The organism is Mycobacterium sp. IDUB_37 (genome assembly GCF_055419245.1).
The window spans coordinates 360,915-374,132 of the sequence record NZ_JBVAXG010000004.1; the positions used below are offsets into that span (position 1 = coordinate 360,915).

General features: G+C 65.0%; 12 protein-coding genes and 1 tRNA gene. 7 read left to right on the forward strand and 6 right to left on the reverse strand.

Annotated features, from left to right (window positions below; all coding sequences use genetic code 11):
• From ACZY1I_RS15960 to ACZY1I_RS15975, 4 genes are all read right to left on the reverse strand, one after another.
• The gene (locus ACZY1I_RS15960; protein ID WP_463755410.1) at positions 1-660 is read right to left on the reverse strand and encodes a hypothetical protein; all 660 of its coding nucleotides are present in this window, start codon (positions 658-660) and stop codon (positions 1-3) included.
• A gap of 153 nt (positions 661-813) precedes the next feature.
• Complete coding sequence (locus ACZY1I_RS15965) at positions 814-2,130, reverse strand: ABC transporter substrate-binding protein (protein WP_463755411.1); 1,317 nt, start codon at positions 2,128-2,130, stop codon at positions 814-816.
• Positions 2,127-2,963 (reverse strand): carbohydrate ABC transporter permease, encoded by an 837-nt coding sequence (locus tag ACZY1I_RS15970; RefSeq protein ID WP_463755412.1) that lies wholly within the window; start codon positions 2,961-2,963, stop codon positions 2,127-2,129. Before ACZY1I_RS15970 ends, ACZY1I_RS15965 begins: the two co-directional genes overlap by 4 nt.
• Positions 2,950-3,822 (reverse strand): carbohydrate ABC transporter permease, encoded by an 873-nt coding sequence (locus ACZY1I_RS15975; protein ID WP_463755413.1) that lies wholly within the window; start codon positions 3,820-3,822, stop codon positions 2,950-2,952. The genes ACZY1I_RS15970 and ACZY1I_RS15975 overlap by 14 nt, the downstream gene beginning before the upstream one ends.
• Positions 3,823-3,855: 33 nt before the next feature.
• On the opposite strand from ACZY1I_RS15975, the gene ACZY1I_RS15980 reads away from it, so the two are divergent.
• The 5 genes from ACZY1I_RS15980 to ACZY1I_RS16000 are packed head-to-tail and all read left to right on the forward strand — an operon-like array spanning position 3,856 to position 8,972.
• Complete coding sequence (locus ACZY1I_RS15980; RefSeq protein ID WP_463755414.1) at positions 3,856-5,373, forward strand: TldD/PmbA family protein; 1,518 nt, start codon at positions 3,856-3,858, stop codon at positions 5,371-5,373.
• Positions 5,370-6,743, forward strand: a complete 1,374-nt coding sequence (locus tag ACZY1I_RS15985; protein WP_463755415.1) for a metallopeptidase TldD-related protein — start codon at positions 5,370-5,372, stop codon at positions 6,741-6,743. The genes ACZY1I_RS15980 and ACZY1I_RS15985 overlap by 4 nt, the downstream gene beginning before the upstream one ends.
• Positions 6,744-6,783: 40 nt before the next feature.
• Positions 6,784-7,635, forward strand: coding sequence for a carboxymuconolactone decarboxylase family protein (locus tag ACZY1I_RS15990; protein ID WP_463755416.1), 852 nt, complete (start codon positions 6,784-6,786; stop codon positions 7,633-7,635).
• Positions 7,613-8,410: a hypothetical protein gene (locus ACZY1I_RS15995; RefSeq protein WP_463755417.1), complete on the forward strand. Its 798-nt coding sequence runs from the start codon at positions 7,613-7,615 to the stop codon at positions 8,408-8,410. The genes ACZY1I_RS15990 and ACZY1I_RS15995 overlap by 23 nt, the downstream gene beginning before the upstream one ends.
• A gap of 49 nt (positions 8,411-8,459) precedes the next feature.
• On the forward strand, positions 8,460-8,972 hold the full coding sequence (locus ACZY1I_RS16000; RefSeq protein WP_463755418.1) for a nitroreductase family deazaflavin-dependent oxidoreductase: 513 nt from the start codon (positions 8,460-8,462) through the stop codon (positions 8,970-8,972).
• 42 nt (positions 8,973-9,014) lie between these two features.
• Here ACZY1I_RS16000 and ACZY1I_RS16005 read toward each other — a convergent pair whose 3' ends face one another.
• Positions 9,015-9,545, reverse strand: a complete 531-nt coding sequence (locus ACZY1I_RS16005; RefSeq protein ID WP_463755419.1) for an MTB12 family secreted protein — start codon at positions 9,543-9,545, stop codon at positions 9,015-9,017.
• Positions 9,546-9,703: 158 nt separating this feature from the next.
• The gene (locus tag ACZY1I_RS16010; RefSeq protein WP_463755420.1) at positions 9,704-10,975 is read right to left on the reverse strand and encodes a fatty acid desaturase family protein; all 1,272 of its coding nucleotides are present in this window, start codon (positions 10,973-10,975) and stop codon (positions 9,704-9,706) included.
• A 360-nt stretch (positions 10,976-11,335) separates the two neighbouring features.
• Here ACZY1I_RS16010 and ACZY1I_RS16015 point away from each other — a divergent pair.
• Positions 11,336-11,412: transfer RNA gene (locus tag ACZY1I_RS16015), tRNA-Ile, on the forward strand.
• 222 nt (positions 11,413-11,634) lie between these two features.
• On the forward strand, positions 11,635-13,104 hold the full coding sequence (locus tag ACZY1I_RS16020; protein WP_463755421.1) for a PE family protein: 1,470 nt from the start codon (positions 11,635-11,637) through the stop codon (positions 13,102-13,104).
• The last annotated feature ends 114 nt before the right edge of the window (positions 13,105-13,218 follow it).

Sequence of the window (13,218 nt, forward strand, 5' to 3'; positions counted from 1 at the left end):
TTAGTCCCGACTCGTGCGGTCGACGAACTCAGCGCGGAACAGCAGCAGGCCGCTGACGGCCAGCATCCAGATGGGAAATGCCAGCGTCAGCCACATGCTGACGTCGCTGCCGATCAACAGCGCCAGCGCAATCAGATAGCTGCTGCCAACTAGCCAACGCGGCATTAATCCGGTCTTGAGCCAGATGGTCGCGAGCGACATCATGAACACCGCCGCCATCCGAACGGCGTAGGTCTTGGCGGCCGCTACGACGAGCAGCTTGCCGAAGGTGATCACCTCGGCATGAGCTGCGGGGTCGGTGACGTCTGTGTTGGTGGCCACCAGCGCCGCCGCGACCGAGGTCGAGACGAACATGATCGCTAGGAACAGCAGACCGCTGCCCAGAAACACCGTTGCGAAGAAACGATCTTCTAAGCGGCCGAACCCGTCCCGCACTACCCCGATGAACCACAAGAAGGTGATGCCGGCGAAGGGCATCAGCTTGGTCGCGGTACGGATGCCATCTCGTTCGGAGTTCAGCCATTGCGTCGGATCGCCGGCTCCCTCAGGCATTTTGACGCGGATCAGGATCAGCACCGCCGCGAAAAGAATGGCCGACAGAACCCCTGCCAGGGCCGCTGCTCGCGGTGTTCTCAGCTGGTGCAGGGTCGGTGTGGCCACTTGGCCATCGTGTCAGACGCGGGGCTCCCCGTCGCCCGCTTGCTGGGGTCACGCCAGCGTGACGTTCGACGCCGAGAGTCACGCCAGCGTGACGGTCGGCGGTAGGGGCAGGGGCAGTGGCGGGCGGTGCCGGTTAGCGCCGGTTAGCGCCGGTTAGCGACGCGCGGCGGCGTTCGCCGCTTCTTGCGCTTGCTTCAGCGTCCCGGCGATATCGCCTCGACCCAGGAACAATTCGTCGAAATACGGCTGCAATGCGTCGTTACCGGCGGCGAAACCGGCGCCACCGGGGGCCGGTATGCGCGGACCGTCCAACACCGCGAAGAACGGTGTGACGTCCACACCTTTGGCTTTCCAGTAGTTGAAGTAGACCGGCTGGGCCGACAACACCGCGGGGATGGCGGCGCCCTGGCTGCCCAAGTAGGTGTTGCCCTGGGTAGAGCCCATCCAGGCCAGCACCTCACGCACCGCTTCCGGATGCTTGGTAGCCGAATTGCCGGCCGCAGCAATGCCGTTGGTGACGCTGATCCGGCCTTTGGGGCCCATTGGCATCATCGTCACACCCCAGTGGAAGGTCGCGTCGCGCAATATCGAGGCCAGGCTGTAAGTGCCGGACTGGAAGAGCGCCATCTTGCCGGCCAGGAACTGGTTGCGAGAGAAGTCGCCGTTGTCGTTGGTGTCGGAGGCCGGTGGCGAGACGTGGTCGTCATTGATCAGGCGCACGAGATAGCGGAATGCTGTCAGCGACTCAGGGTTGTCGAACGCGAACTCGTTGTCACGCTGGAATACCCCGCCTGCCGAGCCGATGTAGTTGAGGTAGATGGCTTGCGGGTCGTTGGCCGCGTTGTATCCCCATTGACGGACCCGCCGTGGCTCGAAAGCCGTTGTGCCCGCCAGATGCCCGTCGACGTCGATGGTGAGTCGGTTCAACAGGGATCGCAGCGTGTCATCGGCGCCGGGACTCCACTTGAGGGTATTGAGCAAGCTAGGGTCGACGCCTGCCGCGGCCAGCAGATCGGCGTTGTAGAACAGCGCGATTCCGGCATCTGTCAGTTGCGGCACCGCCCACAGTGCGCCGTTGTGGGTGAACTGGTCGACGACCGCGGGTTCCCAGTCCGTATTTGAGGCATCGATGCGCATCAGTCGGCCACTGTCGGCGTAGGCGTCCATGTAGGCGTTGGACAACCAGAAGATGTCATCGGCGCTGCCGCCGGCGACGTCGGTGCGCAACGTATCGAAGTAGGTCGAGAACGCGACCATGTTGGTGCGCACCTCGATGTCGGGATGAATGCGGCTGAATTCCTCGAACGACTGTTTATAAGCGAGCGCAATGGGTTCGGCCCACAGTCGCACCGTCACCACGATCTTGCCGTTGTCCCCGGAGCCACCCATCAGGATTGCCGTCGTGATCAGCAGCGTCGCGACCAGCGTCAGGGCGATGGCAAACAGCGTCGAGAAGCGGGGCCGGCTCACTTGAGCCCCGAGACCAGGATCGACGACACGATGTGGCGCTGAAAGGCGACGAACAACACGATCAACGGCACGATCGCGACCGTCGTCGCCGCCATCACCAGCGTCCACTGGGAGTTGTAGCGGGATTGCAGGTCTGCCGTGGCCACCGTCAGCACCCGCCACTTGCGGCCACTGGTGATCACCAACGGCCACATGAAGTTGTTCCACTGCGAGACGACGGTGATCATCGTCAAGGCCGCCAGCACCGGCTTGCTGGACGGCAGGATCACGTGCACCAACACGTCGAGGGTGTTGGCGCCGTCGAGGTGTGCGGCGTTGATCAAGTCGTCCGGGATGAGCCGAAAATGCTCGCGCAGCAGGAAGATCGCGTAAGGCGACCCGAACATGAACGGAATCACCAACGCCCAGAACGTGTTGCGCAGGCCCATTTGGGCCATCATCAGATAGAGCGGCACCACCGTGACCGTGCCTGGCACCATCAGTGTCGCCACGTAAACCCAGAACAGCGCGTCACGACCGGGAAAGTGCAGTCGCGCGAACGCATACCCGGCCAGCACCGAAAACGTCATCTGGCCGAGCAAAATCACTGACGTCATCAATGCGGTCACGGCGGCCGCGCGGCCGAAACCGGTGCCGACCAAATCGGTGTAGTTGACCAACGTGGGCGGGCGCGGCAGTTGCAGCGGGGAACCGGTTTCGAACTGATGCTCGGAAGTGAACGAGGTCAGCAAGCCAAGCGCAAACGGCGCCAACGTGATCAGAGCACCGGCCACCAGGCCGGTATAGATCAGCCGCCGCGAGACCGGGTGCGAGACGCGGTTAGACGAGGTCATAGCTGATCCGTTTCCGGAAGTACAAGTGCTGAACGAAGGTGACCCCCACCAGGATGACGAACAACACCACCGCCATGACCGCGGCGCGCCCGATGGCCGCGGCGCCGAACGCCTCGGCATAGATCTGGTGAGCGACCAGGTCGGTGCTGCCCTCCGGGCCGCCGCCGGTGAGCGCGTAGACGGTGTCGAAAACCTGCGCTGTGCTCACGATCCCGGTGACCAGGACGAAGAACGTGGTGGGCCGCAGCATCGGCAGGGTGATCCGCCAGAACCGTTGCCAGGTACTGGCGCCGTCGGTGCGTGCGGCGTTGTGGACGTCCTCCGGGATGGCCAGCAGACCGGCCAGAAACGACAGCGAGACGTATCCGACGTTGGTCCAGATGACCACCGACGACACCACCGGCAGCGCAAGGTCAGGGTTGGTCAGCCACTCGATCCGACGTCCCAGCAGCGTGCTGATCGCGCCGTCGGTGGGGGCCAAGATCCAGCGCCACAACACCGCGATCGCCAGCGGTGCGCAGATCCATGGCAGCACGTAGAGCGTGCGGAAAATCGCGCTACCCCGGACTCGGGGGGCCAACAGCAACGCGGCCAGCAGTCCCAGCGCCGTCTGCGCCGGGACGACGAGCGCCACGAAGATGGCGGTGACCACCAGGGAGTCGCCGAAGTCGCCGTCGTGCAGTACCGAACGCCAATTCGCCAGGCCGACGTAGTGCAGCGGACCGAGCAGGTCCCAGCGGTACAGGCTGAGCCAGACCACGACCAGGATCGGCAACAACAGGAAGGCGACCACGCCGAACAAACTGGGTGCCAGGAGGCTGTACGCCAGCGCGGTGGAGCGGCGTGGCGAGTCGGACATGAATGTATTAAAGCCGGTCGTTACGGTGGAGCCGTGACAGCGAACCGGGGGATCGATGCCGACTTCCTGGACTTGCCGCGCCAAGCGTTGGCTGACGCCGCGCTATCGGCAGCCAGAGCAGTGGGAGCCAGCTATGCCGACCTGCGGATTCACCGCATCAGCACCGAGATAATCCAGCTGCGTGATGGTGAGCTCGAGACCGCGGTGGTCAGCCGCGATGTCGGACTGGCAGTGCGGGTGATCGTGGCGGGCACGTGGGGCTTCGCCTCGCACGTTGAGTTGTCGCCGGACGTTGCGGCCCGAACCGCACGCCACGCCGTGCAGGTGGCGACTCTGCTGGCCGCGCTGAACACCGAGCAGGTCCGGCTGGCGCCGGAGCCGGTGTATCCGGACGTGACGTGGGTGTCCAACTATGACATCGACCCGTTCGGCATTCCGGCTTCGGAGAAGATCGGCGTGCTGCAGGACTATTCGGGGCGGTTGCTGGACGCCGACGGCGTCGACCACGTGTCGGCGAGTTTGAACGCGGTCAAGGAGCAGACGTTCTACGCCGACAGTTACGGATCCTCGATCACCCAGCAGCGGGTGCGACTGCAGCCGCAACTGGAGGCGGTGACCGTCGATGCCAAGGCCGGCAGCTTCGATTCGATGCGGACACTGGCGCCGCCGACCGCACGTGGCTGGGAAGTGGTCGCCGGCGACGACATCTGGAACTGGAGCGAAGAGCTCGCGGAGCTACCGGACCTGCTGTACGAGAAGGTGCGGGCGCCTTCAGTGGTGCCGGGGCCGACGGATCTGGTGATCGACCCCACCAACCTGTGGCTCACCATCCATGAATCCATCGGGCACGCAACCGAATACGACCGCGCGATTGGCTACGAGGCCGCGTACGCCGGAACCTCCTTTGCCACCCCCGACAAGCTCAACAAGATGCGTTACGGCTCTTCGGTAATGAACGTCACCGCCGACCGCACCGCCACGTTCGGCCTCGCCTCGATCGGTTACGACGACGACGGGGTGGCCGCACAGAGCTGGGATCTGGTGCGGGACGGCCTGTTCGTCGGTTATCAACTCGACCGGGTGTTCGCTCCCCGCCTGGGTGTGCAGCGCTCAAACGGGTGCTCCTACGCAGACTCCGCACACCACGTGCCGATCCAGCGGATGGCCAACGTTTCGCTGCAACCGGGGGCTGAAGATCTCAGCACCGCCGATCTGATCAGCCGAATCGACGACGGTATCTACATCGTCGGTGACAAGTCCTGGTCGATTGATATGCAGCGCTACAACTTTCAGTTCACCGGGCAGCGCTTCTACCGGATCCGCGACGGTGCGGTCTACGGCCAACTACGGGACGTCGCATACCAGGCCACCACCACCGATTTCTGGAACTCGATGGAGGCGGTCGGCGGCCGGTCGACCTACCGACTGGGCGGCGCGATCAACTGTGGCAAGGCCCAGCCCGGCCAAGTCGCCGCCGTCAGCCACGGCTGTCCATCGGCGTTGTTCCGGGGCGTCAGCGTGCTCAACACCCGTACCGAGGGCGGCCGATGATCACACCGCAGCACGTCGTCAACATCGTCCTGGATGAAGCGGCCAAGATCGGCCGCGCCGACGAAACCATAGTGCTGGTCACCGAGAAGGTTGAGGCGACGCTGCGCTGGGCGCGCAACTCCATGACCACCAACGGTGTTGCGGTCACCCGCAGCGTCACCGTGATTTCGATTGTCCGACAAGGTGATAGCGCCTACGTCGGGACTGTGGTCTCCGGCGACGCGGACCCGTCAGTGCTCCCCGGACTGGTGGTGTCGTCGCAGGATGCAGCCCGCTCCGCACCGGAAGCCGGTGACGCCGCGCCGCTGCTGGCCGACACCGGAGAACCGGTGGACTGGGACGCGCCGGTGCCCGGCACCGGAGCGGGTGTGTTCGGCGGTATCGCCGGTCCGTTGAACCGGGCCTTTCACGGTGGCGACACGCTGTATGGCTTTGCCCACCACAGTGTTTCGACGACGTTCCTGGCGTCGTCGACCGGCCTGCGGCGCCGCTACACCCAACCCGCCGGGGCGATCGAGATCAATGCCAAACGCGGCGACGCCAGTGCCTGGGCGGGTATCGGAACGCCCAATTTTGTTGATGTGCCTATCGATTCGCTATTCGATGACCTGTCGACGCGGTTGGGCTGGGCGCAGCGATCGGTGGAACTGCCTGCGGGGCGCTACGAGACGATCATGCCTCCGTCGACGGTGGCCGACATGATGATCTATCTGTGGTGGACGATGGCCGGTCGTGGCGCCCAGGAGGGCCGTACCGCATTGTCGGCGCCCGGCGGTGGGACCAGGGTGGGGGAGCGCCTCACCGATCTGCCACTGACGATGTTCTCCGATCCGATGGCGCCGGGTCTGGCGTGTACGCCGTTCGTCGCGGCGAGCAATTCCTCGGAGACGGCTTCGATTTTCGACAACGGCATGGAGATCGGCCAGGTGGACTGGATCCGCGACGGCGTGATCAACGCGCTGGCCTATCCGCGGGCCGCGGCGGCGCGATTTGATACGCCGGTGGCTGTCGCCAGTGACAACCTGGTGATGACGGGTGGAGAAGTGGACCTCGCCGACATGATCGCGTCCACCGAGCGTGGTCTGTTGCTGACCACGTTGTGGTACATCCGCGAAGTCGACCCGACGACACTGCTGCTCACCGGGTTGACCCGGGATGGGGTGTATCTGATCGAGGACGGCGAGGTGACCGGGGCCGTGAACAACTTCCGGTTCAACGAGAGCCCGCTTGATCTGTTGCGGCGCGCAACCGAGGCCGGCGTCAGTGAGAAGACGCTGCCGCGGGAGTGGGGTGACTGGGCCACCCGGGCGGCGATGCCGTCGCTGCGAATACCCGACTTTCACATGTCCTCGGTGAGTCAAGCGCAGTAGCAGATTGCTGTTGATGATGGCGCGTTCTAGCGTGTGAGAGATGTCGGCTCCAGTTTTGAGCGATCAACTGACTCGGTTAGTCACGTTGTCCGCCGGTAATAGGCGTATTACCGGGCTCGTACGTCGTGTTTGCGCGCAGACGGTGTCGCTGCCGCCGCTCCCGGTTGAGGTGGAGGTCGGTGAGCCGGAGTCTGAGCTCGAGATTTTTGTCGCCGAATTCGCCGAACAGTTCAGCGCGGACGTCTCGATGGTCACCGCTGAGCAACGCGGCCAGTTCTTTAAGTACTTGGGTGCCAGCGCATTTCAAGTGGCAGTCGGCATATTCATCGCCGACTTCGTACCTCGGGTGCGGGCCGGGTTGGAAGCTGTCGGCGTCGGTTCTGAGTACCTGGGCTGGGTCGACGGACCGATCGTATGGAATGACCGTCGCGACCCGACCGATGAGTTGTTCGCCCGTTTCCTGCCCGCTGTCGGCCGTCAGCGCGCGCTTGACCCGATCACCACAGAGCTGGTCCGACTGCGTGGTGCGGTCGCGCACAATTGCCGACTGTGCAAGTCGCTGCGCGAAGGAAACGCGCTCGATGCCGGCGGCTCGGAGACGCTGTATGACGAAATCGAAAACTTTGAGAGATCAAACCTGCTCGATGACCGCGCAAAGGCAGCGCTGCGGTATGCCGATACGTTAATTTGGAGCCCTGCGCACCTCGCCGTCGACGATGCCGCCGAGGTGCGCTCTCGATTCTCGGCCGAAGAGGCCGTGGAATTGACGTTCGACATCATGCGCAACGCCAGCAACAAGATTGCAGTATCACTGGGCGGCGACGCGGCTCGTGTGGAGTCAGGGACCGAGCGTTATCTGATCGATGTCGATGGTCAGACCGTCTTCAGCTGACTGGGCGGTCGCGGCCGCCGTCGCCGTGGGCGCGATCCTCGCATTGGCCGGGTGTTCTGAGCCCAACAAAAAACTCACACTGCCTACCGAGACCAGTCACTCCGCGACCTCCACCTTCATGCCGCCGATCTACCCCGGAACGACGGTGTCGATTCCGCCTCCGACGTCGTCCTCGGCGGCTCCCTCGACTCCCTCGTCAACGCCGACAACGACCACTCAGTCGGGGCGCACAATTCCGGGCAATGGCACCTTTCGGATGGGGGTCGATCTGCAGGCCGGCACATATCGGTCGCCGGGCGGCGACTCCTGCTACTGGGAGCGGCTGCGGGGATTCGGTGGCCAGACCGCGGACATCGTCGCCAACGGCGCCGGCATCCTGCCGCAGACGGTGACCATTGCGCCGACCGACGCCGGCTTCAGATCGCAGGGTTGCGCTCCCTGGTCCATGGATTCAGGAATGTCCACCACGTCAACGACGCCGACGACCTCTTCGACAACACCGGTGGCGCTGCCGCCCGGCGCCCAGGCGTGCCCGTCGTCGTCCGCGCCCTCGGGCAGTTTCGCGCACTCCGCGGTCGGGTCCCCGGACACCTCCTGCCCCTTCGCCGAACAGGTACGAGTGGCCTATGCGGCCGGCGGACCCGCCAGCGTGACGCCACGACAGGTCGAGGCGGTGAGCCCAGTGACCGGTCAGCTCTACACGATGACCTGCGCCTCCAACGGCGCGATGGTGGTCTGCAATGGCGGCAACGACGCGCTGGTGTACGTGTATTGAGCTGCGCCGGAACCTCGTCTAACGACCCGTCGGCGGGTACCGTCTAGCCGTGTCGATTCGGCGGGAAAGTCCATTGCGGGGGCGGCGGCTGAGACTCTATGAAGCGTTGGGGGAGCGCTTCGCGATGACTCGCGCCGGCTATCTCTACTCGGTGCACGTGTCGCCGCGAGTCGACAAGGTACTGATTCCCCGGACCCACGGCCGATTGAGCGCGGCAGGAATCGACAAGGTCGGACTCGTCACGTCGACGGGTGCCAAGTCTGGGCAGTCGCGCACCCATCCGCTGACGTTGATCGACGACTCAGCCGGTTTGCTGGCAATCGGTTCCAACTATGGTCGCGCCAAGCACCCGGGGTGGAGTGCCAACCTGCTCGCCCACCCCGAGTGCACTGTCGAGTTCCGGGGGGCACCGCAGCGGTACCGGGCCGAGTTGCTGACCGGGGATGCCCGCGCGGCGGCGTGGGTGACAGCCGTCGACTTCTACGCCGGGTACGACAGCTACCGGGTTAGCTGCGCACCCCGCGAGATCAGGGTCTTTCGGCTTCGTCCCGTCGACGGCTGAGGGTGACTTGCCATCCGTGCAGGCTTCGGCGGCGCTACCGCGTCACAGCCCTGAGACGGCCTGCACCAACGACGTCGCTGAAGGGCTCGCCAGTACCCAGTTCCCACTTTGATTGACGAACGTCAGATTCTTGGTGACGGGCGCCGGGAGTTTGGGGCCGGAAATGGCGACGTCGGCGCTGGCTGTAGTCGGAGTGGTCGCCTGGATGCCGGACACAACGAAAGACAACGGCAACTCCCCGTTGCGGTATGCCTTTCGCAGTTCGTGGTCCATGACATGGCCCTCGCCCGAACCGATTCCGCCTTCGACCAGGCCGTCCTTGGTGTGGTACGACACGCCGGGGTCGGAGAGGTTGGTGAGGATATTGGTCAACTGGTCAGCAGTGGGCACGTTTTGCGCCGGGGCGGGTGCCGGCGTCGCCGGGTCCAGCGGCAACGGAGCGCCGACAGCGGCCAACTGAATCGCAGGCAAGCCCGCCGGCGAGTCGGATGCACCCGACACCAGGCCGGCGGCCATGCCACCGGTGACGGCCAAGGCGGCCAGGCTGGCGGCAAAGGGTTTCATGGATTTCACGGCTCTCCTGATGATTGCGCGTAGACACGGCGGACGGTTGTCCCACACATTGCTGACAGCGTCGCGCGGCCTGCCGCAGTGCACTGCCTCAGGGTAGTTCCCGCGTCGAGTCAAACTCGGCAGCAAACTGCGGATTGGCCTGTGCGAAACCTGTGAGTTCAGGTCGGGATTTTCGAACCGCGCCAGTGTGATGCCTGCCGGCGGCCTTGTCGGACCGTTGCTATCGCCGTCTTGAGGCCGCGGCGGCGCCCCGTCGTCTGGTCGGCGCTGGCGAAACCGGGCTCCAGATCAGCGAACATCCGCTCGCTGCGGGTCTCCGGTGAGTCATCGGAGGTATCGCGCAAGTACTTGTCCGGCAGCGACAGTTTGGCAATCGTGCGCCATGTTCTGCCGTACTGTGTCGCGAAAGATGCAGTGGTATAAGGCAAGTCGTACTTGTCGCATACCTGGCGCACCCGCACCGAGATCTCGCGATGCCGGTTGCTCGGCAGATCGGGAAACAGGTGGTGTTCGATCTGGTAGCACAGGTTGCCGCTCAGGAAGCGCAACACGGGGCCTGCGTCGAAGTTGGTGCTGCCCAACAATTGTCGCAGATACCACTCGCCCTTGGACTCGCCGGCCATATCGGTGTTGGTGAATTTCTCCGCGCCATCAGGGAAATGCCCGCAGACGATCACCGCGTGGGCCCAGAAACTACGAACTATGTTGGCCAGCGCGTTGGCCTTCAACGTCGATTTGAAGGTCGCGCCCGGCGATATCGCGGTAAGGCCCGGGTACGCAACGTAATCCTTGACGATCTGGTTGGCGGCCTTGGTGGTGAACTCGCGCGTGCGCTCACGGGCGATGTCACGCTCCGGGCCATCATCGAAGAGCTTTTCGAGGTCGACGGTTTGCAGGCCGATGGCCCACTCGAACACCAGCGCAAGAATCAGGTTGTACGGCAGGTTGCCGATGTTGTGGGGCTTCCAGGGCTGGTCACGCGTGACGCGCAGGATGAAGTAGCCGACATCGTCGTCCATGTCGAGGATGTTGGTGTACTTGTGGTGCTGGTAGTTATGGGCTGAGCGCCAGTGTTTCGACGCCGCACCCATGTCCCACTCCCAGGTGGTGGAGTGGATCTCGGGATCGTTCATCCAGTTCCACTGGCCGTGCATGACGTTGTGGCCGATCTCCATGTTCTCGATGATCTTGGCCAGCGCGAGGGTGGCGGTCCCCGCCCACCAGGCCGAGCGTTTCGAGCTGGCTGCCAGCATGACCCGGCCGGCGACCTCTACGGCACGCTGCGCAGCGATGGTGCGGCGGATGTAGCGGGCATCGCGCTCGCCAAGCGAGTCCTCGATGTCCTGCCGGATCGCATCGAGTTCAAAGCCCAGATTTTCGATATCGGCGTCGGTTAAGTGGGCAAAGGCGGCAACATCAGTAATCGCCATAGTTCATCCCCCATCGAGCTGGCTTGTCGAGTTCTGCGCGTACCTTTGCCTTCGACGGTGCATGGTCGACGGCAGAGCTCCCTTGCTCGATCAATTAACGAGGCTAACGGGTCTACGGGTTCCGCGCGCGCAGGGTGCTTACGCGATTCACAGGTCCGCAGGTCAAGCCGGTTGCCTGCGTGTCGATACCGGTCGGTTGATCTGTGTTTAAACAGAGTCGGCAGAGATTTCGCTCGGTATCGGATAAGCGTTCGCTTTGGGTGTGGCCGATAGCGAGTCGCGCCACGGCCCCACAACTTCGCCGACGACGAGTGCGGGCGCTAAGGTCTACGACGTGCTCGGCCACGCGACAGCGTCCCGGGGGCGGTAGCTCAGTTGGTTAGAGCCGTGGACTCATAATCCATTGGTCGCGGGTTCGAGCCCCGCCCGCCCCACCAAGTCCGTGTATGGCGTCGGTTGATGTTTGGCAGTTGTTTCGGTGGATCCTTGACACTCCTTTGCCGGCAGCACATCGCGGAAATGTGAATCCGCTTGAGTAACTGAGGTAGTCCACTACTCACGCCCTCAGCGATTTGCCTGGATACGGTCAGTTTCGACGTTGTCCAGGCCGCCATTTGGGCCCGGCTGGCCAACCCCACAGGCGCGGTAGGAGGGCAGCAGTGTCGTACGTATTTGCAGCACCGGAGTGGGTGGGTTCAGCAGCTTCGGACGTGGCGCGGATCGGGTCGAACCTGGGGGTTGCGAATGCGGCGGCGGCGACCTCGACGAGCACCGTCCTCAGCGCGGCGGAGGACGCGGTCTCTGCGGCGATCGCGTCGGTGTTTTCCGACTACGGGCAGCAGTATCAGGCGCTCAGTGCTCGGTTTGGAGCGTTTCACGACCAGTTCGTGGCGGCTCTGACTGGGGCGGGAACCGCCTACGCCACGGCCGAGGCCGCCAACGCGAACCCATTGGAAGCCCTCGAGCAAGGCGTGCTGAACGTGATCAATGCCCCTACCAACGCTTTGCTGGGACGTCCGCTGATCGGTAAAGGCGCCGATGGCGCGGCCGGGACCGGCCAAAACGGCGGCGCGGGTGGATTGCTGTTCGGCAATGGCGGCGACGGCGGCTCGGGGGTCGCAGGTGGCGGAACCGGCGGGCGGGGCGGCGATGCCGGGCTGTTCGGTGATGGTGGCCGTGGCGGTGCCGGCGGACTCGGGTCGTATGGGACTTCTGGCTTCGACAATGTCACCCGCAACGGTGGTGTTGGCGGCATCGGCGGTCGAGGCGGGGCCGGTGGCATCGGCGGGTTGTTGTCCGGCAACGGCGGCGCCGGCGGTGTCGGCGGCACCGGCGGCTGGGGCGGCTACGGCGCCACGGCTCCCAACGCCGGTGTCCAAGGCGGCATCGGCGGTAACGGCGGTAACGGAGGTGTCGGCGGCGCGGGCGGGGCCCACCTGTCCTTATTCGGGCAGGACGGTGCCGCAGGCCAGACGGGCGACGGCGGCCGCGGCGGCTTCGGCGGCAGCGGCTCGATCAACGGTGGTCCCGGTGGCCTCGGCGGCGACGGGGGCACGGGCGCCACGGGTGGTCGCGGCGGCGACGGCGGCAGTGTCGCCCAATCAACCCCCGGCAACAACTTCACCAACGTCACTGGCGGTGTCGGTGGCAAAGGTGGCATCGGCACGGCTGGCGCCGGTGGCGCAGGTGGCAACGGTGGCAGCGCGTACATCTGGGCCGGCGGAGGAACCGGAAACGCCGTCGGCGGTCAAGGCGGGGCCGGCGGCAGCGGCAGCACCGTCGGCGGAGCGGGCGGTGACGGGGGACCCGGCTCACTCATGGGTTACAACTATGGCCCGGGAGGCGGCAGCGGCTATGCCATCGGCGGCGCCGGCGGTGCGGGCGGAACTGGTCCGACTGGCGGCCACGGCGGCGACGCCGCCTACGCCTTGAACTGGGGAAGCGGAACCGCCACCGGCGGCAGCGGCGGTCACGGAGGCACGGGCAACCCCGGTCACGGCGGTAGCGGCGGTGACGGCGGCGACGCCGAGGCGACCACCCTGGCTAAGGCCTCGGCGGGCTTTGGCGGTTCCACCGGCACCGGGGGAGGCGGCTCAACCGGCAAGGCCGGGACGGCCCGCTCGCTCTAACCTGCGCTCGTCGAACCGCGCTGGATCTCGACTCCGGGTCACGGCATCCGGTGCTGTCCCGTTGCGCCGCGCGTGTCCAAAGACTCGACAATCGTCCGCGCGTCCGCCGGGCTG